19 protein-coding genes and 2 pseudogenes are annotated in these 20,498 nt (G+C 69.5%); 12 read left to right on the plus strand and 9 right to left on the minus strand.

Annotation, left to right across the window (positions count from 1 at the left end; all coding sequences use genetic code 11):
• Positions 1-9: 9 nt before the first annotated feature.
• Positions 10-1,482, minus strand: a complete 1,473-nt coding sequence (locus tag ACL02O_RS28285; RefSeq protein ID WP_412821219.1) for an NF041680 family putative transposase — start codon at positions 1,480-1,482, stop codon at positions 10-12.
• A gap of 237 nt (positions 1,483-1,719) precedes the next feature.
• On the opposite strand from ACL02O_RS28285, the gene ACL02O_RS28290 reads away from it, so the two are divergent.
• Positions 1,720-2,073, plus strand: a complete 354-nt coding sequence (locus ACL02O_RS28290) for a hypothetical protein (RefSeq protein WP_412821220.1) — start codon at positions 1,720-1,722, stop codon at positions 2,071-2,073.
• A gap of 55 nt (positions 2,074-2,128) precedes the next feature.
• Here the strand turns inward: ACL02O_RS28290 and ACL02O_RS28295 are convergent, their stop codons facing one another.
• From ACL02O_RS28295 to ACL02O_RS28310, 4 genes and pseudogenes are all read right to left on the minus strand, one after another.
• Positions 2,129-2,575: an SRPBCC family protein gene (locus ACL02O_RS28295; protein WP_412821221.1), complete on the minus strand. Its 447-nt coding sequence runs from the start codon at positions 2,573-2,575 to the stop codon at positions 2,129-2,131.
• A 203-nt stretch (positions 2,576-2,778) separates the two neighbouring features.
• The gene (locus ACL02O_RS28300) at positions 2,779-3,534 is read right to left on the minus strand and encodes a HEAT repeat domain-containing protein (protein ID WP_412821222.1); all 756 of its coding nucleotides are present in this window, start codon (positions 3,532-3,534) and stop codon (positions 2,779-2,781) included.
• 463 nt (positions 3,535-3,997) lie between these two features.
• A pseudogene (locus ACL02O_RS28305) lies at positions 3,998-5,026 on the minus strand (glycoside hydrolase family 11 protein); the annotation flags it as partial.
• A 220-nt stretch (positions 5,027-5,246) separates the two neighbouring features.
• Positions 5,247-5,590 (minus strand): annotated as a pseudogene (locus ACL02O_RS28310) (hypothetical protein); the annotation flags it as partial.
• Between the two features lie 252 nt (positions 5,591-5,842).
• Here ACL02O_RS28310 and ACL02O_RS28315 point away from each other — a divergent pair.
• Together ACL02O_RS28315 and ACL02O_RS28320 are read left to right on the plus strand one after the other, a co-directional pair.
• Positions 5,843-6,700 carry a MerR family transcriptional regulator gene (locus ACL02O_RS28315; RefSeq protein ID WP_412821224.1) on the plus strand — a complete coding sequence of 286 codons (858 nt, stop codon included), beginning with the start codon at positions 5,843-5,845 and terminating at the stop codon, positions 6,698-6,700.
• Positions 6,697-7,686: a BtrH N-terminal domain-containing protein gene (locus ACL02O_RS28320; protein WP_412821225.1), complete on the plus strand. Its 990-nt coding sequence runs from the start codon at positions 6,697-6,699 to the stop codon at positions 7,684-7,686. The genes ACL02O_RS28315 and ACL02O_RS28320 overlap by 4 nt, the downstream gene beginning before the upstream one ends.
• 112 nt (positions 7,687-7,798) lie before the next feature.
• Here the strand turns inward: ACL02O_RS28320 and ACL02O_RS28325 are convergent, their stop codons facing one another.
• Positions 7,799-8,002, minus strand: a complete 204-nt coding sequence (locus tag ACL02O_RS28325; RefSeq protein WP_412821226.1) for a hypothetical protein — start codon at positions 8,000-8,002, stop codon at positions 7,799-7,801.
• A gap of 107 nt (positions 8,003-8,109) precedes the next feature.
• On the opposite strand from ACL02O_RS28325, the gene ACL02O_RS28330 reads away from it, so the two are divergent.
• From ACL02O_RS28330 to ACL02O_RS28340, 3 genes are all read left to right on the plus strand, one after another.
• A complete protein-coding gene (locus tag ACL02O_RS28330) occupies positions 8,110-8,457 on the plus strand; it encodes a hypothetical protein (RefSeq protein WP_412821227.1) in 348 nt (115 codons plus the stop codon).
• Positions 8,458-8,840: 383 nt separating this feature from the next.
• Positions 8,841-9,413, plus strand: coding sequence for an ArsR/SmtB family transcription factor (locus tag ACL02O_RS28335; RefSeq protein ID WP_412821228.1), 573 nt, complete (start codon positions 8,841-8,843; stop codon positions 9,411-9,413).
• Positions 9,410-10,714 (plus strand): MFS transporter, encoded by a 1,305-nt coding sequence (locus ACL02O_RS28340; RefSeq protein WP_412821229.1) that lies wholly within the window; start codon positions 9,410-9,412, stop codon positions 10,712-10,714. The genes ACL02O_RS28335 and ACL02O_RS28340 overlap by 4 nt, the downstream gene beginning before the upstream one ends.
• A gap of 256 nt (positions 10,715-10,970) precedes the next feature.
• On the opposite strand, the gene ACL02O_RS28345 is transcribed toward ACL02O_RS28340, so the two are convergent.
• Positions 10,971-11,699, minus strand: coding sequence for a winged helix-turn-helix transcriptional regulator (locus ACL02O_RS28345; RefSeq protein WP_412821230.1), 729 nt, complete (start codon positions 11,697-11,699; stop codon positions 10,971-10,973).
• Positions 11,700-11,776: 77 nt separating this feature from the next.
• Here ACL02O_RS28345 and ACL02O_RS28350 point away from each other — a divergent pair, with 77 nt between their 5' ends.
• Entirely contained in the window at positions 11,777-12,535 is a 759-nt protein-coding gene (locus ACL02O_RS28350) for a DUF899 family protein (protein WP_412821231.1), read from the plus strand.
• Positions 12,536-12,764: 229 nt separating this feature from the next.
• Here ACL02O_RS28350 and ACL02O_RS28355 read toward each other — a convergent pair whose 3' ends face one another.
• Positions 12,765-13,526, minus strand: a complete 762-nt coding sequence (locus tag ACL02O_RS28355) for a response regulator (RefSeq protein ID WP_412821232.1) — start codon at positions 13,524-13,526, stop codon at positions 12,765-12,767.
• Complete coding sequence (locus ACL02O_RS28360) at positions 13,523-14,761, minus strand: sensor histidine kinase (RefSeq protein WP_412821233.1); 1,239 nt, start codon at positions 14,759-14,761, stop codon at positions 13,523-13,525. Before ACL02O_RS28360 ends, ACL02O_RS28355 begins: the two co-directional genes overlap by 4 nt.
• Positions 14,762-15,057: 296 nt before the next feature.
• Here ACL02O_RS28360 and ACL02O_RS28365 point away from each other — a divergent pair, with 296 nt between their 5' ends.
• From ACL02O_RS28365 to ACL02O_RS28385, 5 genes are all read left to right on the plus strand, one after another.
• On the plus strand, positions 15,058-17,292 hold the full coding sequence (locus ACL02O_RS28365; RefSeq protein WP_412821234.1) for an MMPL family transporter: 2,235 nt from the start codon (positions 15,058-15,060) through the stop codon (positions 17,290-17,292).
• Between the two features lie 70 nt (positions 17,293-17,362).
• Complete coding sequence (locus ACL02O_RS28370; RefSeq protein WP_412821235.1) at positions 17,363-17,869, plus strand: hypothetical protein; 507 nt, start codon at positions 17,363-17,365, stop codon at positions 17,867-17,869.
• A 166-nt stretch (positions 17,870-18,035) separates the two neighbouring features.
• Positions 18,036-18,179, plus strand: a complete 144-nt coding sequence (locus ACL02O_RS28375) for a hypothetical protein (RefSeq protein ID WP_412821236.1) — start codon at positions 18,036-18,038, stop codon at positions 18,177-18,179.
• Positions 18,180-18,544: 365 nt separating this feature from the next.
• Positions 18,545-19,990, plus strand: a complete 1,446-nt coding sequence (gene rox, locus ACL02O_RS28380; protein ID WP_412821238.1) for a rifampin monooxygenase — start codon at positions 18,545-18,547, stop codon at positions 19,988-19,990.
• 303 nt (positions 19,991-20,293) lie between these two features.
• A partial coding sequence (locus ACL02O_RS28385) for a hypothetical protein (RefSeq protein ID WP_412821237.1) occupies positions 20,294-20,498 on the plus strand: 205 nt, incomplete at its 3' end.

Below are 20,498 nucleotides of genomic sequence, written 5' to 3' on the forward strand. Positions count from 1 at the left end.
GCTTGATCTTTAACCTGTGCGTCGTGGCCTCGGGTTATTCGAGGTCTTCGTTTTCTTGGTGCTGTTGTTCGGCTTGTTGCTGGTGGCGGCTGTGACGATGTGGACGTCGTGGCGGGCGGCTCGGTGGCGATTGGGGTGTCCGGGTGGTCGTCCGGGGCCTGGTCGGCTCGGTTTTGGTGCGGCGGCGGGGCAGCCGGCTTTGGTGCGTAGGTGCCGAAACGCGCGGCGGACGCGGGCGGGTGAGAGCCGTTCGGGTGGTGTGGGGCGTTCCCAGGGCCGGCGGAGGTCGCCAGCGGCGGTGCGGGCAAGCCGGAGTTGGGTGTAGGCGGCCAGCACGAGCCAGGTCCAGCGGTCGGCGGCATGTGGGTCTCGCAGCTTCGGGCTGGTCCAGCCGAGGGTCTGTTTGAGCATGCGGAAGGTGTGCTCGATGTCGAAGCGGCGCAGGAACACCTGCCAGAGCAGGTCAACCTCAGCGGCGGTGGCGGTGGCCTGCGACCACCACAGCCAGACCGGTTTCGCGGTGGCGCCGCTTGGCAGCCGGTCGACGGTCAGCAGGATCACGGTGCCTTCGATGATCGGCAGCGGGCCGTGCTGGGCGGTCCAGGCGGTGCGGTGGGTCAGCCTGGGGTGCAGCCGGTGCCAGGCCCGTGCGGTCGCGGTGCCGTAGAGACGGGTGTCGGTGGTCGTGGCGGCGTCCGGGTCGCCCCAGCTGGCCGGGTCGCCGAAGATGAACTCGCCGCCATGGCGTCGTGGGCGGCCGGTGGTGCCGGGCAGCCGGGGTGGCGTGGGTCGGCGCAGCACCCGGTCGGAACGCATTCGCACCAGAACCTTCACCGGTAGATCGGCCAGCAGGAACGCCAGGCGGGGCCCGTCGTATCCGGCATCCGCGACGATCCACACGTCCGGATCACCAGGCTGCCACTGTCCGGCAGCGATCAGCCGCTGCACCACGTCCCGCAACTGGCTGGCGGTGACCGTGGCAGCGTCGTCGCCGGGCGCCAGCCTGCGGGCGTCCAACGGGGCGGTCCACGAGGTGCGCCCGGCCTCCAGGGCGGTGACGAACGAGTACGGCCAGCCCGGCACCCCGATGTGGGTGTCCTTGCCACGCCCGTAGGTGTGACACAGCACCCGCTCCGGGCAGGTGTGCGCCTCCGGCCGCAGCCAGCACGTCACGTCCACCGCCAGGACGACCCGCCCGTCCGCAGCCCTCGGCAGCGGCACCGCCGCCACCGCGGTCCGCAGCTGCGCGATGTCGATCCGGCCGCGATTCAACGCCGCGTACAGCGAGCCGTGACCGCGGCGATGCTCACCCACCAGCGACAACTCCACCAGCGACCGCACCGGCGCGTCACCGCACAACAGCGCGTCTGCCAGCTCGAACAACGCATCCCCACGAGCGGTCAGACAACGGTGGAACTCACGCCGGAACGCGGCCAACCTCCCGACCGCGTCGAACGCTCCGGCATCGTGCACACTCATCACCAGACAGCCCTTGGTTTGCGATCTTCTTCCCTAGACAAGAGGAATGATCGATCAAGGGCTGTCCCCATGATCAGCCGGGGTCGATGCCACCGCCCGACAGGTTAAAGATCAAGTTAGACCAGAGCGCTCGGCCTGTGGTGGGTTCGGACCGCGCTCGTGCTGGGCACCATCCTGCTCGCCTACGCCGCGCCGGCCGATCCGGTCTGACATCCTCGGTCCATGATTCGAGGAACGTTGTTGGCCGAGAGCCTTCGCCCCGGCGCGGAGTTCAGGGTGGCGGGGCTGAGCATCACCCGGATCGCACGCAAGGACGTGTCGACCTCGGCCTCCGGCGCCCAGCCGCGGGTATGGACCTTCCTCGAGTTCGCGGCGGCGGACGACGTGGCGGACGAGCTCGGGCGTGCGCTGGCCGAATCGCTGGCGACCGATGGCGGCTGGTACGCCGACTTCACCGTCGGGCACGAGCACGTCGTGGTCTTCGCGAACCGGGTCTTCCGCTACGGACGCGACGACCGGGCGGGACGGGAGGAGGCCGTCGAGTACGGCCGGACGGTGGGTGTTCCGGAGCACCAACTGGACTGGAGCGACTGAACCCGGGTCGCGCACTCACCGGCACCCGGATCGGCCCACCGCGGCGCGGCCGTGCTCAGGCCGCCGGCTCCTCCAGCAGCGCCTTCAACCTCGCCAGGTCCTTTCGGTTCGCCCGGCGCATCGCGCCGGCTAGGACGGGCGCGGCGATCGTCGCGAAGCCACTCGGCTCGCCGCGGTTGCGCAAGGTCATCCGGGTACGCTCCGCCCCCTGCGGCGCCCACTCGTAGGTGGTCTCCATCGGAAACGGCCCCTCGGCCGTCCGCATCACCAGCCGCTCGCCGGGCACCAGCTCGACGATCTCGTACGTGTAGGCCAGCCGCCGCCCGAGGAACTGCGCCACGAAGGCGGCCCGGGAGCCGACCCGCATCGGCGGCGGCGTCCGCCACTCCACCGAGCGGATGTTGACGTACCAGGCAGGGGCGTTCGACGGGTCGCCCGCGTACGCGGCCACCTCGGCGACCGGGCGATCGATCGTCACCTCCGACAGCACATCCACCGGCACGGGCGCTTCCTTCCGTCATCGGGCCGCTCCGCCGCCACGGTTGACGGGCAGCCCGGAAATCGCCGGAGGCATCGGACGCGCCCAGCGCGGGCGTACCGGCTGCGGAACCCGCGGTTCAGGATAGTGAACCGGCTGCCACCCGAGTACGCGGACGAGGATTTGCCGGTTTGCGCCGGGTGCGGCCCGCGGAGCGACGACGTCCGTCAGCGGCCGTCCGGATCCGACGCCGGTGAATCGCCGCGCCGCAACCGCTCGCGCAGTCGCCGCGCTTCGCGGCCACGGTACGCCCGCAGGACGCTCTCGAGGGTGTCGCGTACGTGCGGATCGGGATGGTCGGCAAGGTAGGCCAACTCCTCGGCACCGCCGCGCCGGCCTCGGCCCAGTTCGCCGAGCACGTCGATGATCTCGTCGGCGGTGGCCGCCGTCCGCAGCCGCGTCATCAGCTCGCTCTTCGGCCTGGGTGGCGCGTCGTGGGGAAATCGCCGGCGCAGCTTGGCCACCTTGTAGGCACCGCGCGGCAGGCAGGCCGGACAGGGGCAGGGCCGCCGGCCGTGGGCCGCCGGCAGGTACCGCCAACCGACTCCCTGCGGAACGTCACGGATCCGTCGTACCTCCGCGGTGACGATCGCGCGGGGCACGAACACCTCGTAGCCGCGCGGATCGTCGAGTCCCCGTACCACGGCGACCGCCTGCGCGGCGGTGGCCTCCCGCGCCGGGGCGCCGTAGTGACCGAAGGTCACCGGCTCGTCGTCGGGCAGCCGCAGATGCACCGCGACGAGCACGCCGGGGTGCCAGCGCCGCAGCTCACGCACCCACTGGTAGGTGAGCGTGAACGACGGCAGCACCGGCATGCAGTACACGCCCCGTCCGCCACCCGGCCCGCGGCTGCGCGCGGCGATTCCCGAGCTCTCGATCCGGCGGGCCGACCGGGCCTCGGTGACATGCACGAACTCTGCCATCGACGGGAATGCTAGCCAGCTGGAGAGCGGTGGCGGACACGGTTTTTCGGGCGCCCGACCCGCCGAACGGCCGCGTTGAAGGCGCGGCGCTCGGACTCGCGCCAGGACCGGTGCTGTGGCAGCGCGCGCGGGTTCGGGGGTGCCGTCGACCGACCGGCACCCCCGACCACGGTTGGAGCAGCCGGTCCTATGTGCAGGTGGCGGTTGGCGTGTTGTTGTTGCCGTTCTTGTAGACGGTGATGCCGAAGTTGTTCCCGGAGCCGTTCGGTGTCGCGGTCAGCGTGCCCGAGCTTCCGCTGACGTTGGCGTTCCAGCTGTTCTGCAGGCTCTGCCCGCCGTTCAGGTAGATGTTGACGGTCCAGCTGCTGCTGCCGCTGACCGACAGGTTCACGTTGAACCGATCGGACCACTCCTGACCCCGGCTGACGCTCACGGAGCAGCTGCCGCCGCTACCGCCCCCGCCGGAGGACGAACAGCTGGCGGTGGGGGTGTTGTTGTTGCCGTTCTTGTAGACGGTGATGCCGAAGTTGTTCCCGGAGCCGTTCGGTGTCGCGGTCAGCGTGCCCGAGCTTCCGCTGACGTTGGCGTTCCAGCTGTTCTGCAGGCTCTGCCCGCCGTTCAGGTAGATGTTGACGGCCCAGGTGCTGCTGCCGCTGACCGACAGGTTCACGTTGAACCGATCGGACCACTCCTGACCCCGGGTGACGCTCACGGAGCAGCTGCCGTCGCCGCCGCCGGGCGGATTCGACGGGCTCGGGCTCGGCGGCGGCGGGTTGCCGCCGCCACCGCTGCCCTCGCTGACGGTGATGTTGGAGCTACCGCTGCTCTGGTAGCCCTCGGTGGCGAGGATCTGGTAGTTGTGCGTGCCCAGGTTCAGGCCGAGGCTGGCCCACGCGTTGAAGTGGTTGGCGGTGGTGATGGTGCCGCCGGTGCGCTTCTGCTGCCGGACGCTCCAGTACTGGTAGAACGTCGCGGTGCCGATGATGGAAGGCTGGTTGACCCGCTGGGTGCGGTAGATGTCGTAGGTGCTGCCGTCGGTGGTGACGGAGCCCAGCCGGGTGGCGCCGGTGCTCGGGTTGTAGCTGCCGAAGTTCTCGACGATGTAGTACTCGATGAGCGGGTTGGTCGTCCACCCGTACAGCGCCAGGTAGCCGTTGCCGCTCGTGCTGAAGGTGCCCGAGTAGTTCACGGTGTGGCTGGAGCCGGGGTTCCAGCCCTTGCCGACGACGGTGTTGTTGATGTTGCTCCACTGGACGCTGTACTGGCCGCCGGCGCCCAGGGTCATGGTGACGTTGCCGTTGTCCTTCCAGTACGAATAGAAGTAGCCGTTGTGGGTGCCGGTCGAATTCGAGGTGATGGTCCGGTCGGCCTCGGCGTAGGCGGTGCCGGCCAGCATCGTTCCGGTGATGGCCAGCGCGGCGGCGCAGGCAGCGCTGATGAGCAGCCTGATGCGACCGCGCCTGCGGTTCTCCTGGATCGGGACGTCGTGCATGGTCTACCTACTCGTGATGTGTGGGACGGGACGAGGCATGTGGTACGAGCCGGCGGCGATGGTGGCCGGTGACGGCCAGCGACCGCCCTCGGCTTCGACCCCCGCTGTCGGGTCACCGGAGCGTTGTGGGGTCGACGGCTGGAGGGTTGACGTGGGTGGTGGTCCGGACCTGCAGCAGCTCAAGCTTGTCAATGGATGATGGTGAGTCCACGTTGGAATATCAAGGTCTTCCGGTAAACTTTCGGAACCCATGATCGGATACTTGCCTGCTGAGATGCCGGTTGACATGGGCGTGCAGGTTGTTGGCCAATGGCGCGGCAATCTTGACGGCGCGGAAGTTTCCGGAAGTCTCGCCGATCACCGCCTGCCGGGACGCCGGCACCGTTAGGTCCAGGGCGAACTCGAACTCGAACTGCTCGGCGCAGCCCTGGCCTACGGTCGACAGGTCGCCTTCGGTGGTGCCGCCGGCTCGGGGGCGTTGAACAGCTCGGGGCTGAAGCCCCAGATGCGGTTGCCGAGGGCGTGCATGAGGTGGTGCGTGAGATCGGCGGTGAGGCCGCCGCGCTCGGCTTCGTCGCCGCTCGCGTCCTTGAAGCCGCGATCACCATCGTCGGCGTCGTGACCGCGCCGGTCAGGACCGCGGCCATGAGGTACCGGCAGCCGGTTCGAGCTGCGGGCGCGCGGCCCACGAGCGCGCTTGGTACGCCGCCGGCCGACCGGCTCGTCCACGATGATTTCTTCGGTGGTCGGTGCGGCAGGGGCCGGGCCGGGGTTGACCCTCTCTCAGGGGAAGGGTCGAGGCTGTTGGAGGCGCCGGTGACAGGGTTGATGCCGATCGGGGTGTTCGCGCGGGCGACCCGGTTGTCCGTTCGGGTGCTGCGCAACTATGACCGGCTGGGTCTGCTCGTCCCGGCGTGGGTCGATCCGGACACCGGCTACCGCCGGTACAGCGTCGACCAGTTCCTCCGGGCGGGGCTGATCCGACGGCTGCGAGACCTGGAGGTGCCGTTGCCCGAGATCGCCGCGATCCTGGCGGCCGACACCCCGGAGCAGGCACGCGCCGTGATCGAGCGGCACCGGGACCGGGTGGCCGCGCGGGCGGCCCGGCTGGACGAGATCGCCGGGCGGTTGGGGGCCGTGTTGGCCGAGCCGGCGCGGGTGTCGGGCTGGCTGCACGTGTACGAACGGTGGCGCCCCGCCCAGCCCACCGCCCGCCTGCTGGTGCGTACCCCGCTCAGCGGGCTGGCCGAGGCGCTGGCGCCCGGGTTCGCGCGGCTGCTCGCCGGCCTCGCCGAGCAGGGGATCGCCCTGGCGGGGCCGGCCGGGACCCGCTACCTCAGCGACGACCTGGACGCGGCGGAGCTGGAGGTGGAGTTGTTCGCTCCGGTGGGGCGCCCACCCCGGCCGACCGCGACGATCGCGGCCGGGGAACTGGCGGGCTGCCAGCTCGTCGCGACCGTTCACGAAGGCGGCTACGACGGCATCGAAACCGCCTACCGGTCGCTGGGGCGCTGGATCGCCGAGCAGGACCGGGTGCTGGCGGGCCCGGCCGAGGAGCGCTACCTCGTCCCGCCCGCGCCCGGCGTACCCACGGCCGCGCTCCGCACCGAGATCGCCTGGCCGGTCCGACCCCCGTCCGGCCCGCCCCGACCAGCAGACCAGGAAACCGAATGATCATCGAAAACGTGGCGTTCCCCGCCGGTCAGCACTGCGAGACCACCACGCTCGGCGCCCTGCTGCGGCACCAGGGCCTCGACCTGTCCGAGCCCATGCTGTTCGGCCTCGGCGAAGGTCTGGGCTTCGTCTACTGGGACGCCAAGAGCATGGACTTCCCGTTTCTCGGCGGCCGCACCAAGCCGACCGCGATCACCCGGACCGTGGCCGACCGGCTGGACCTGACGCTGCACACCCAGGAGACCGCCTCGCCCCGTAAGGCATGGCAGAACGTCGCCACCGCCCTCACCGCCGGACGCCCGGTCGGCCTGCAACTGGACTCCTACCACCTCGACTACTTCACCACGAAGGTCCACTTCGGGGCACACTTCGTCGCGATGTATGGCTACGACGACGTCCACGCCTACCTGATCGACACCGCCCAGCAGGGCGGCCCTGTGACGACCATGCTGACAAGCTTGGAACGGGCCCGCAACGAACGCGGACCGATGACCGCCCGCAACCTCTCCTACACCATCGCCGGCCCCACCGGCCGGCCCGATCTGGGCGACGCCATCCGGACGGCCATCCGCAACAACGCAACCGCCTTCCTCAACCCACCCATCGCCAACCTCGGCCACCGCGGCATCGCCAAGGCGGCCCGACAGGTGACGCGGTGGCTCGACCGCTCAACCAACCCGTCCCACGACCTTCCGCTGGCCGCAACGCTGATGGAACGCGGCGGGACCGGCGGTGCCCTGTTCCGCAACATGTACCGGGACTTCCTCGCCGAATGCGCCACGATCGTCGACGACGAGACTGTCCGCCTCGGTCACCAGATGTACGCCGAGATCGCCCCACTGTGGACCAACGTCTCCCAGCACCTGACGGCCGCCGGAGAAACCAGCGACCCGGATCACCTGACCCGCGCCTCGGCGCTCCTCACCGAACTCGCGGACCGGGAACGCCGCGCCATGCAGATCCTGACCGCCATTGGCACCGACTAACCACCTCAACGATCGATCCACCGTCAGCAGGGGTTGCCTCCACCCAACCAACGTCAACGTCTGCGCCCGTACCCTGAAGTTGACCCGTCAACTAGTCCGGCGGAGGCACCGTTCACAGCGCGTGCACGCGCCGGCGTGGTGACCTGACCAGGAGTTGTGATCGAGCCCTCATCTCGGCACCAGGGTCGCCCTGCGCAGCCTCGCCCGCCGCTGGCTCACCCTTCACACCGAGATCGACGACCTCGGCAGCCACCTGACCATCCTCGCCACCGCCGTAGCCCCCGACCTGGTCGAGGTCGACCCGTCCGTCGCCCATCAGGCCAGCCGGCGCCACGTAGCGGCTGAACTGGTGTTTCTTTTGCTGGTGATTGGTCGTCGGTCACGGGGGCAGGTAGGCGCCGTCGGTTCGTGGATCATTGAGGCATGACTGCTCCGCTACTTCGGGTCAAGATGGAGTCCGGCCAGATCTGGGACGACCCCTCAGAGGATCTGCTGTTCGAACTGCTGTCGGACATGGAGCGCGGCGAGGAGCAGTTCCTTGTCATGGATCGTCTCACCGACACAACCGGCCAGACGTTCGTGCAGGTTGCCCGTACCGACGCCGGCGGGTACCAGGTCGAGTACCGCGAGGGTGACGAGGACCATCACTTCCAGGCATTTGCCGAGGACAAGCGGATCGTCCACTCCGTGATCACGTCCTGGGCCTTCGACCTCCCTGGTTGGCGGAACGCGCTGCCTTGGGCACCCCTGCAGTTCACGGACTGCAGGTGAGGCGCGACGACCAGGGCTCGCCCCGCACGAGTGACACTGCGCAAACTGGGCAAAGATCGTCGTCGTTGGCGTCGTCGGTCGCGCGCTGTCCGTCGCCAGACGGCCTGGCGACGGCCTAAACCCCTTCGCCGGCTCCGTCAGGCTGGCAGAGATGACGAACGCCGGTACTGCGGCGTGGAGGCCCAGCGTCAGTGGCGGCCTGCAGATCTGTCCTGACCCACCATCCAGCTGCAAGAGCGGCCCCGACCCACGGAAACACAGTCAGGGCTTGGGCCTTTTGGTCCCGCTGACTCCCACCGTTGCCCACTGGAGCTCGCAGCAGATCGGCCTGGATCTCGCTTCGCGGCTTATCAAGAAGTCTTGATAAAGGTATCTTGATACCCATGACGGCACCCGATGTCCCGACCGAGCTGACCGACCCGGTGACGATGCGGGCCCTGGCCCACCCGTTGAGGTTGCAGCTTCTGCGCGAGTTGTCACTTGATGGGCCTGCGACGGCGACTCAGCTTGCGAAGCGAACGGGTGTATCGGTCCCGTCAGCCGGCTACCACCTGCAGCAGCTGGCGAAGTATGGCTTTATCGAGGACGCGGACCCCCCAGAGCGTGGGCGGGACCGGCCATGGCGGGTACGGGCGCGAGGAGTGCGATGGTCGGCGGGCACTGAGCAGTCTTCAGAGTTCGTAACTGCCTCTCGTCTGCTGCGTGAGCGGTTCACGGCGGAAGCGTTGTCTTCGTTGAACGGCTACTGGCGAACCGAGGACGATCACTCTCCGGAGTGGCAAGAGGCCGCGTTCGTCATGGCTGACACCGCGCACATGACCCCGCACGACGTGCAGGAGTTCAACGAGCAGTTGCGCTCTCTCATCGCTCGGTTTCGCGATCGGCCGACCCATGAGCGGCCAGCCGGCGCGGTGCCGGTACGACTTTTCGGCTTCGGTGTACCGGAGCGGTCATGACGCCCACCTCGGCCGACCTGGCGAGCCGTCGCCGGACCCGGGTCTATTGGACCTGTCACCTGTTGCGGTGGCTGCCGCTCGGGTTCGTCATGCCGGTGATGGCCCTCCTTCCCGCACAAAAGGGCCTGAGCACGGCTGAGATAGGTCTGATCTTTGGCGTCTACACCGCCACTGCCGCGATCTTGGAGTTACCCACCGGCACCCTGGCGGATGTTGTCGGGTCCAAGCCCATCCTCATCATCGCCTCTGTTCTGGAAGCAATCTGTTTCACGGGGTTTTTGTTCTCTGACTCCCCAGGCGAGTTCTGCACTGCTGTGGCGCTCGGCGGAGTCGGGCGCGCCCTCAACTCCGGCTCGTTGGAGGCTTGGTACGTCGAGGGTATGTACACGGAGCGGCCAAGCGCGGACCTCCGGCCTGCAATTGGCGGAGCCATGTTCATCACCAATGCGGCCGTGCTGATCGGAGCCCTCACCGTCGCGGTCCTGCCGCGGCTTCCGGACACCCTGACCGAGAACGTCAGCGAACCGGCGCTACTTCCGTTTCTCGCCGCGCTGCCATGCTCCGCCCTCCAGATCCTCGCCGTTCTCCTCCTCATCCGTGAACCACGACGGGGCAAAGGAACCAGGCGAGTCCTCCGCACCCTCGCGTCTTGTCCGGCCGTCGCCTGGGACAGCATCCAGGTGTCGCTTCGGCAGCGAAACCTACGATGGCTCCTACTGGCAGGCGTCGGCGTCGGCGTCGGTATTGGCGCGGTGGAAACCTTCTGGCAACCCGAGTTTGCCCGCATGATCGGCGAGCCCGCTGAGGCAACCAGCATGCTGGGACTGCTGGTCGTGGCCTCGACGGCGAGCGGCGGCGTTGGCTCACTGCTCGCTGCCCGCATGCCGGAGCGAATCGCCCGCCGCAAAGACCTGCTCTGTGCAGGCCTACTCGTGCTCATCGGCTCCTCAATCGCCGGCATGGCGATCGCCCCGTCACCACTCGTTGCCGGCACGTGCTTCATCGGCGTCTACCTGTTCCTGGAGCTACGCGCCCCACTGGCCCAAACTCTGCTTCATCGCTCCTGCCCCACCGGACGCCGAGCCAGCACCCTGTCGGCCTACTCGATGAGCACAAATGCTGGCGCTGTCGTGGCATCTCTCGGCCTCGGAACCATCCTCGGCGGGGTGGGAACCTCGGCCATCTGGTTGGTAGCCGCTGCCGTCGTGATCCTTGCGAGCGTCGCCTACCTACGTCTGCAAAGCAATGACTCCCCGCCGACAGCCGCCACGTCGCCAGCGGCGACCGCCGCCGCTCGATGAGGACGCCACCGGAACTACGACGCTCCAACACGTGGCACCCATCCCAGCTGCCCTGACCGCCCTCTGGGAGCGGACCTCCGCCCAGCCTGCCACGTCACGCGGACCTTGACGCAGGTTCGGACGCTGGCGGGTCGGGCGGTGGTCTGCTCGGCTTGCCGGCTCGGTGGCGGGCGGGATGACCTGCCGCAACCACTCACGGGCCGTGCCCCACCGACGGTGTCCCGCCACCCTGCGCCCGAGCTGGCGCGACAGCGGGTCACCCTTCGGGCAGCCTCTGGCGGCGATCCGTCCGCCCTCCTTGGCCGGGGGTGCCGTTTGAGTACTTGTCTGTGGAGGCCGGGACGCGTACGCCCGCGACGAGATGGCGGACGACCTCGGGATCGCCGCTCGTGACGGCGCCGGCAGCTACGAGCCCGGCCAGGTCGTCGCTGCCGAAGGCGGCGAGGAGGGCATCCGTCGTGGTGACCAGGACGGCGTCCGGCTCTTGGGGCGGCTCGTGGGCGACTTCGGCGCCGGCCGACGTGAGGCGGACGCCGAACACTCCGGCCGGACCGTGGTCGCGTAGTTCGATCCGGAGCGTCACCTCGGGCTGCTCCGGCGTCGGCACGAAGAAGGTGCGGATGCTCAGCATGGCGCTGTCCGCGCTCACGAAGAGCTGTTCCGCGGTCGGCGGGGCGACCAGCGCCCAGGTGCCCAGCGCGACCACGATCGGCTCGAGGCCACGACCCCAGGCGGTCAGCTCGTAGACCCGCACGTTGCCTGGCGGAGGCAGCTGCCGACGGCGTAGGACGCCCGCGTCGGCCAGCTCGCGCAGCCGGTCGGACAGTGCGTTCGGGCTGGCGGTCGGGAGCGCCTGCTGGAGGTCGGTGAACCGTTTCGGCCCGAGCAGCAGCTCGCGCACCACGAGCAGCGACCACCGCTCGCCCACGATGTCGAGGCCGCGCGCGACACCGCATGCCTGCCGATAGCCCCGCTGGGTTGGCATGAGACACCCTCCTTTCGTACTTGCTCAATCCTAGCAGTTACTATTAGCCTCATAGCAGCCTACCTGAGGAGGAACCCTTGACCACGCCAGCGACACCCCCGCTCACCGACCGCGAGACCTGGCAGAAGCAGCTCGACGAGCTCCGGCTCCGCGAGAAGGCGCACACGCGTGAGGGCGACGCCATCGCCGCGGCCCGCCGGCGGCTGCCGATGGTCGAGGTCGATCCGAACACCCGTCTGGTCGGCGCCGACGGCGCCGTGTCCCTGCTCGATGCTTTCGAGGGGAGGAGCCAACTGTTCGCGTCGTACCACATGTGGCACATGGGCAGGCCGGCCGCCGACCAGTGCGAGGGCTGCACGTTCTTCACCGGCCAGGTGCTCGAACTGTCCTACCTGCACTCGCGCGACGTCACGTTCGCGGTCTTCTGCCAGGGGCCGTTCGAGGAGTCGTCACGCTACCGCGACTTCATGGGCTGGCAGGCGCCCTGGTACTCGGTGCCCGCGGAGTCGCTCGACTCCCTCGTCGCCGGGCGCGCGTTCGGAATGAAGGCGTGCTACCTGCGCCAGGGCGACCGGGTGTTCGAGACCTACTGGACCACCGGGCGGGGCGTCGAGGCGATGGCGCCGTCGTACGGCCTGCTCGACATGACCGCCTACGGTCGCCAGGAGAACTGGGAGGACTCGCCGGAAGGCTGGCCGCAGCGCTTCCGGACCGACGGTGACCAGTTCCGGCTCGACGGGCGGCCCACATCGCAGTGGTCGCGCCTCGCCGCCGGCCGCGACGACGACCTGGGCACCACCGGGCCCGCCGGCAGCGAGCACCAGTGCTGCCACTGAGGTTCAAGCGCCTGCCGATCGGATGACATCACCCGCTGAGTGCCCCGATCCACCGAGCTGCTGCACAGGTCGGGCGAGGCGTCCGGCAACGTAGTTGGGCGCGCCTCAGCAGGGTGGCGTCGGCCCTCGCGGCATGGGGACTCTGCGCCTCAGCTCGCCTCGGCTCGGCCCGTTGCTGTCGCCGCTACCGTCCGCAGCTCCTCACGCTGGGAAATGCATGTCAGTCCCATCACCCACCCGGTACGACCAGGCCCGTCTCGTACGCGGCCACGACGAGCTGGGCTCGGTCCCGGGCGTTCAGCTTCGCCAGGAGGCGACCGACGTGGGTACGGACTGTCGCAGGACTGAGGGTCAGTCGGGCGGCGATCTCATTGTTGCTGAGTCCCTGGCCGACGAGGGCGAGAACTTCCTGTTCCCGCTGGGTGAGCGGTCGTAGCATCTCCTCGCCTCGGTGCCGTCGGGTGCGGGACGCCGTGAACTGGGCGATGAGGCGGCGGGTCACCGGAGGTGCCAGTAGCGCCTCGCCGGCGGCCACGACGTGGATCCCGTGCAGGAGCTCGGTGGGTCCGCAGTCCTTGAGCAGAAACCCGCTGGCACCGGCCTGCAATGCCTCGTGGACGTACTCGTCGGTGTCGTAGGTGGTGAGGATGAGCACCCGTACCCCGGCCAGGCCGGGTGTGGCGGCGATCTGCCGGGTGGCTTCGACGCCGTCCAGGACGGGCATGCGGATGTCCATCAGCACGACCTGGGGTCGGGCCTCGCGGACGAGGCTGATCGTCTCGGCACCGGTCGCGGCCTCACCGACGACCCGGATGTCGTCCTGCGCGGCCAGCAGCATCCGGAAGCCGGCGCGGACGAGTTCCTGGTCGTCGGCCAGGAGGACGGTGATGGGATCGCCGTGGGTCGCGCTGCGGGCCGCTGGCAGCGGGGTGGGCTCGTCGCTGCCCGCCCCGGTGTGTTCATGGGCGGCGGGAGGGCGCGTACCCGTCATCTCAGGCCGCGATTCGCGATGCTCGGGCGCCGGCTACCGCACCCGGCCGGTGTCAAGGGCAGGCGCGCCTGTATCCGGAATCCGCCGGCCGGTCCGGGACCCGCGGTGAGGGTGCCACCGAGCAACGCGCACCGTTCCCGCATGCCGGTGATGCCCCGGCCGATGTTCGGATACGTGCTCTCGGTGCGCAACGCCGCGTCCGGGGGGCCGACGCCGTCGTCGGAGATGTCTATCGACAACGTGCCATCCGCACATGACAGCAGGATGTCCATCCGGGCCGGGCCGGCGTGGCGGATGGCGTTCGTGATGGCCTCCTGCACGACCCGGTAGGCCGCACGGTCGACCTCGTCGGGCAGGTCGGGCAGAAGCCCCGGGATGTTCACCTGCACGTGCAGGCCGACATCTTCGGCGACCTTGGTCAGTTCGGTCAGCCGCGCGAGGCCGGGTGTGGCGGTGTCGCACCCGCTGCCGGTGTCCCGCAGCATCGCCAGTGTGGCACGCAGCTCCCCCAGGGCTCGGGCGCTGGTCGCCTCGATGGTCATCAAGGTTTCGCGGGCCTGCGCGCATCGCTTGTCCAACACGTGGGCGGTCACTCCGGCCTGCACGTTGATCACCGCGATGGCGTGCGCGACGGTGTCGTGCACCTCGCGGGCGATACGCAGCCGCTCCGCGGTCACTCGGACGAGCGCCTCCTCGTCCCTGGTGCGTTCGGCGAGCTCCGCCCGGGCGAGTGCCTGCGCGGTGATCACCCGCCGGGCCCGGACCGACTCGCCCAGGGCGGCCGCCATGACGGCGGTGCCGATGCGGAAGAACACCCAGCCGGCGCCAAGCAGCGGTCGCAGATCGGCGGTTGCCAGCCACACGACGGACAGCGATGCGATGGCGACCGCCGCGACGCGGACTCGGCTGTGCTCCGCCTGGGCGGTGAGGGTGTACGCCGCGACGAACAGCGCCGTCCACGAGGGGCCGTCCGCGTAGTGGGCGAGGTAGTAGATGGCGTTGGTGGCGGCGACCGCTGCGAAGACGGCCACGGGCCAGCGCCTGCGCCCGGCGAGTACCAGACCGCTGCCCGCGAGCAGGACGTACCCGAGGTGGCCGGGCCGGTCCAGCATCGCGGTCTGTGCGGGCAGGCCGACCAGCTGCGTGCCGCGTACCTGGAACCAGGCGACCAGCAGTGCCAGCCCGATGTCCGGCACCCAGGCCGGTGGGCGGAGTCTCACCACGATCGATGCCACTGGTCGATCGTATCCGCTGGTCACCGCCCCGCGGGTCAGCGCAGCGGCGTATCCGGGTACGCGCGCTGGCGTACCGGCCCGGTCCCCAGAAACGGGTCCTGCGACGTACCCGTTGACGTCCGCAGCCCGACGCGCCCGACCGACGTCGAGGGACACGATCGACGCAGGTCGGCGTTCCACCCGGGTCAGGGTGGCCACAACGGGGGTGGGCGGGATGCCGGTGCCAAGGTGCTTCGACGTGGATCTGGGGGTTGTCGATGTCCGTAGTTCGGGTCCGGGACGGTAATGCTGGCGGATTGTGGCGACGATGGGCGCGGTTCATCACCCGGGCCCGTTGGTCGGTGGTGGCCGCAGCGGTCGCGCTGCTCGCCGTCGGCGCCGGTTGGGGCAGCGGCGTCTTCGCTGAACTGGGCAGCGGCGGCTTCGCCGACCCCGGCAGCCAGTCCGCGTCCGCCGACCGGGTCATCCGCGCCGAACTCGGGGGCCACAGCGCGGATCTCATAGTCCTGTACGAGAGCCGGACCGCCACGGTGGACGACGCGGAGTTCCGCGCGTCGCTGACAGCCGCGGTCGCCGCACTGCGCCAACGTCCCGAGGTGGACCGGGTGGTGTCGTACTACGACACCCGGGCCCCGTCCATGGTCTCGCGGGACCGGCACGCCACCTACGCCGTCGTCACGCTACGAGCCCGCACCGACACGGGCAAGCTCGCCGAGTACGAGACGCTCCGCGCTCACCTGCAAGCTCCGGGCCTGACCAGCCGGGTCGGTGGCGTCGTCGCCGTCTACACGAACACCGACGACATCACCAAGCAGGACGTCACCCGCGGCGAGGCCATCGCGATGCCGGCGGTGCTGATCCTGCTGCTGTTCGTGTTCGGCTCGGTGGTCGCGGCAGCCATGCCCCTGCTGGTCGGCGGGCTCGCAGTGCTGGCCGGGCTGACGATCACCCGGCTGATCACCATGACCACCGACGTGTCGACGTTCGCCGCCAATGCGCTCACCCTGCTCGGACTGGGCATGGCGGTGGACTACTCGCTGTTCGTGATCAGCCGGTTCCGCGACGAACTGCGCGCCGGGCGTCATCCCCGGGAGGCGATCGGCCGCACCCTCGCCACCGCCGGTCGGACGGTGCTGGTCTCCGGGCTGACCGTCATGCTGGCGTTGTCCAGCCTGCTCATCTTTCCGGAGATGTTCCTGCGCTCGATGGGCATCGGCGGAATCGTCGCGGTGGGCTCCGCGATGGCCGGCGCGTTGACGGTGCTTCCGGCGCTGTTGGTGATCCTCGGGCCGCGGGTCGACGCGGGGCGCATGCCATGGTTGCGTCACCGGTCGCGCCGCGCACTGAACGGCGACCAGCCGGTCGCCGGGACGTCGTCGCCCGGCATCGACGGCGTCAGCGGAAGGTGGGCGCGGGTGGCCTCCAGTGTCACGCGCCGCCCGGTCAGCTACCTGACCGCGGTCTTCCTCGTGCTGCTGGTACTCGCCGCGCCCCTGTGGCACGCTCGGTTCGCCGGCACCGATGAGCGGGTCCTACCCGCCGGTGACCACGCCCGCGTGGTCAGCGAGCGGATCGCCACCGACTTTCCGGGCGGAGCGGCCACACCCATCGAGGTGGTGGTGCGGCATGCCGACGCCGCGGCCGTCACCGACCTCGCGGACCGCGTCGCCGGGCTGCCCGGTGTGACGGGCGTCCGGGCCGTGGACCGTGCGCGGGACACGACGTTGCTCACGGTCGGCTACATCGGAGAGGCAACCGGGAACGAGGCGTACCGGACGGTCCACGCCATCCGGGCGCTGCCCGCGCCCGACGGCGCCACGGTTCTCGTCGGTGGGCAGCCCGCCCGCGATGTGGACCTGCTGGCCAGCCTGCGTGGCCGACTGCCGTGGATGGCGGCCATCATGGCCGGGGTCACCCTCGTGCTGCTGTTCCTCGCGTTCGGGTCTGTGCTGCTGCCCGTCAAGGCTGTGCTGCTGAACGTGCTCTCGCTGTCGGCGTCCTTCGGCGTGGTCGTCTGGGGGTTTCAGGACGGTCACCTCGCCGACGCGATGAGCTTCACCGCCCCCGGCTTCATCGAGCCCACCGTGCCGATCTTCCTGCTCGCCGTCCTGTTCGGGCTCGCGACCGACTACGAGGTGTTCCTGCTGTCCCGGGTACGCGAGGCGTGGGACGCCACCGGGAACAACACCAGGGCCCTCACGGTCGGTCTGCAGCGAACCGGGGGCATCATCACCGCTGCCGCGTTGCTGCTCATCGTCGTCGTGGCCGGCTTCGCCACCGGCCGCATCGTGTTCACCAAACTCATCGGGGTAGGCATGATCACCGCGATCGTCGTCGACGCGACCCTGGTTCGGATTCTTCTCGTACCCGCCACCATGCGGCTGCTCGGCCGATGGAACTGGTGGGCCCCCGGCCCCTTGGCGCGGGTGTACCGGCGGGTCGGCATCCAGGAGGGCGACCCGGGGACGCCAGTCCCCTGCGAGGCCACCGCATCGGTCGCCGCCGACCCGGGAGCCGTCTGTGGTCCTTGAACCCCATCGCCTGCCTCCCGGCCCACTCGAGGCGACCGGATATCCACACCGTCTGAGATGGAGATCTGCGATGCGCAAAGCACGGACGAACCGACTCCTCCTGACCACACACATCGCCGTCAGTGTCGCGGTCTTCGGCATGGAACTGGTCCTGGTGGCGCTGGGGGTGGCCGCCGCGCGGGGCGTCGACCCCCGCCAGGCCTACCCGGCCGGCCACCTGATGGCGCAATGGCTCATGGCACCGCTCGGTCTCGCCGCACTGGGTACCGGGCTGCTGCTGGTACTGACCACCGGCTGGAGTCCCAGCCGGCACTGGTGGGTCACCGTCAAGCTGGCCGTCACCGCAATCCTGACCGTCCTGGTGTTCGCCGCGCTGATCCCCGGGCTGACGCGGATGGCGGACAAGGCCGTGACAGGCACCGCCATCACCTCCTCCGAACACCTGCGGTTCATCCTCATCCCCGCCGCCGGGGCCGCCGTCCTGGCGTTGAACATCGCGCTGGGTGTCATCAAGCCCGGCGGGCGGGCGCGCAGGGCACTCCGCACGCCGGTACCGGAGAACGCCACCGCCCGGTGACGGGCGGTCGGGATGGGACGCTGGCTGGTCCGCTCCGGCTTCGGCGGGCTGGCTTGGGGGTCGCGGTCAGGTGGCCGCCTGGAGGAACTGCTGAATTCGCGTGACGACGAGTTGTGGTTGTTCGGCGGGCGTGGAGCGCCGGTACCGGCTGCGCCAGGACCAGCCCGTGATCGACGCTGACGCGGCCGCCGCGATGACGCTGGAGGACCACCGCCGCGGGTTCGCCGCCGCCATGGCCGTCCTGATCGCCGAGTTCAACGCCTACCTCGACCGTGACGGGACCGACCCGCCGGGCCGCCCACGAGTCTGATCCGCCCTCATCCCCGCCGTTTGCCGTTCGCGCTGTTCGGAGTCGTGATCACGCGGCGGGGAAAGGACTGGACGGGATGATGCTCGGGCTTGTAGCTTGCGGTTGCCCGTGACACCGCCCGAGGAGGTGAGACCCATGAACGCTGCATCGATGTGGGTGCTCCCCCTCCCCGTCACGGTCGGGCGATTGATGTAGGTGTCGCCGGGAGCGCCTCGCCAACAAGGCACTCCCGAAAGGCAACACCTATGCACTCTCTGCAGTTCACCGCCGAGCCGTCGTCGAACGAAACGGTCGAGCGCGCCTTCACCGCGGGCGACGTTCCCGGACTCCCATCGCCGGCCCCCGGCGCCGATCGTGCGCCCCTCCTGTTCGACGTGATCATTGCCGGGTGCGGGCCGACCGGTGCGATGCTGGCCGCCGAACTGCGGCTGCACGATGTGCGGGCACTCGTCCTGGAGAGGGACACCGAGCCCGTGTCGTTCGTCCGCATAGTCGGTCTGCATATTCGCAGTATCGAGCTGATGGCCATGCGCGGGCTGCTGGAGCGCGTTCTCGAACACGGAAGACAGCGCCCGGCCGGCGGCTTCTTCGCCGCCATCAACAAACCCGCGCCCGCGGGCCTGGATTCCGCGCACGCCTATCTGCTGGGCATCCCGCAGCCGGTCATCGTTCACCTGCTCGAAGAACGAGCGATCGAACTGGGTGCGCAGGTCCGGCGCGGTTGTGCGGTGGCCGGTTTCGAGCAGGACGGCGACGGTGTGACCGTCGAGCTGGCCGATGGGGAACGGTTGCGTTCGCGCTATCTCGTCGGCTGTGACGGCGGGCGCAGTACGGTGCGCAAACTGCTCGGCGTCGGCTTCCCCGGCGAGCCCTCGCGGACCGAGACGCTGATGGGCGAGATGGAAGTGGGGGTGCCGCAGGAGGAGATCACCGCCAAGATGACCGGAATCCGCGAGACCCATCGACGATTCTGGCTCCGGCCCTTCGGCGAAGGGGTCTACAGCGTCGTGGTCCCCGCCGCAGGAGTCAGCGACCGGGCGGAACCGCCCACCCTCGAGGATTTCAAACAACAGTTGCGCACCATCGCCGGAACCGACTTCGGCGTGCACTCCCCGCGCTGGATGTCCCGCTTCGGCGACGCCACCCGGCTAGCCGAACGCTATCGGGTCGGGCGGGTGCTGCTGGCCGGCGATGCGGCACACATCCATCCACCCACCGGCGGACAGGGCCTCAACCTGGGCGTTCAGGACGCATTCAACCTCGGCTGGAAACTGGCCGCACAGATCCGCGGCTGGGCCCCGGAAGCACTGCTGGACACCTACCAGACCGAACGTCACCCGGTCGCCGAAGCCGTGCTGGACAACACCCGCGCCCAGATGGAACTGCTGTCCACCGAACCGGGCCCGCAGGCCGTGCGCAGGCTGCTCACCGAACTGATGGACTTCGACGAGGTGAACCGCTATCTGATCGAGAAGATCACCGCGATCGACATCCGCTACGACTTCGGCGCGGGCCCCGACCTGCTCGGCCGCCGCCTGCGCGACATCGACGTGAAACAGGGCCACCTCTACGCTCTGCTGCATCGCGGCCGCGGCCTGCTGCTGGACCGCACCGAACGCCTGACCGTCGGCGGCTGGTCGGACCGGGTCGATCACCTCGCGGATCCCACTGCGGTACTGGATGTTCCCTGCGTCCTGCTACGCCCCGACGGCCACGTCGCCTGGATCGGCGACGATCAGCAGGACCTGGACGACCACCTCTCCCGCTGGTTCGGCAAGCCCAACCAATCTCGCGTGAGCAACCGAAGATGAATGCGAACGCGCCTGTCACGGTCGAGACCATGACAGGGACTGGTTCGTGTGGTCACCCCGCTACAGGTGGCGAGACGGCGAGCAGATCTGAAGCGCTGTCGGCCAGGAGCTGGGAGTGGTCGGCGTTCTCGTCGGACACCACCGCCCGTTGGCATGGCGGAAAGTGGCCATGCCAGCGGGCGGTAGCCGGTGGCGACGCGGCCACGCAGCCGCCCAGGTGAGCCGGTCAACCCGATCCGGGCGTGGGGTAGCACCCAGCCACACTGATGCAGGGCCCCATGATCGCCGATGTGCGATCCGCCGGTGAATCGATCCCTCGCCGCGAGCCTGCTGGGCGCCGCCCTCCTTCTCGCCGCTTGCGGCGACGACAAGCCGGAGGCAAGCCGGCCCAGCCCCGACCAGTACGGCCGCGGTGGTTGCGTTCTGCTGGCGCATCGGTTGGAGAAGAATGACCATGGCTGGATCCTGAACGGCAGCGTCGGTTCCCGGGCCGCCCGTTCGACGGACC

It is taken from the genome of Micromonospora mangrovicola (assembly GCF_047200535.1).
Lineage (GTDB): Bacteria > Actinomycetota > Actinomycetes > Mycobacteriales > Micromonosporaceae > Micromonospora.

Excerpts from the sequence above, each read along its gene's own strand:
- ACL02O_RS28335 (WP_412821228.1), top strand. The coding sequence starts at position 8,841 with ATGACGGCACCCGATGTCCCGACCGAGCTGACCGACCCGGTGACGATG.
- ACL02O_RS28330 (WP_412821227.1), top strand. The coding sequence starts at position 8,110 with ATGACTGCTCCGCTACTTCGGGTCAAGATGGAGTCCGGCCAGATCTGG.
- ACL02O_RS28345 (WP_412821230.1), bottom strand. The coding sequence starts at position 11,699 with ATGCCAACCCAGCGGGGCTATCGGCAGGCATGCGGTGTCGCGCGCGGC.
- ACL02O_RS28370 (WP_412821235.1), top strand. The coding sequence starts at position 17,363 with ATGCGCAAAGCACGGACGAACCGACTCCTCCTGACCACACACATCGCC.
- ACL02O_RS28320 (WP_412821225.1), top strand. The coding sequence starts at position 6,697 with ATGATCATCGAAAACGTGGCGTTCCCCGCCGGTCAGCACTGCGAGACC.
- ACL02O_RS28300 (WP_412821222.1), bottom strand. The coding sequence starts at position 3,534 with ATGGCAGAGTTCGTGCATGTCACCGAGGCCCGGTCGGCCCGCCGGATC.
- ACL02O_RS28355 (WP_412821232.1), bottom strand. The coding sequence starts at position 13,526 with ATGACGGGTACGCGCCCTCCCGCCGCCCATGAACACACCGGGGCGGGC.
- ACL02O_RS28340 (WP_412821229.1), top strand. The coding sequence starts at position 9,410 with ATGACGCCCACCTCGGCCGACCTGGCGAGCCGTCGCCGGACCCGGGTC.
- ACL02O_RS28325 (WP_412821226.1), bottom strand. The coding sequence starts at position 8,002 with ATGGGCGACGGACGGGTCGACCTCGACCAGGTCGGGGGCTACGGCGGT.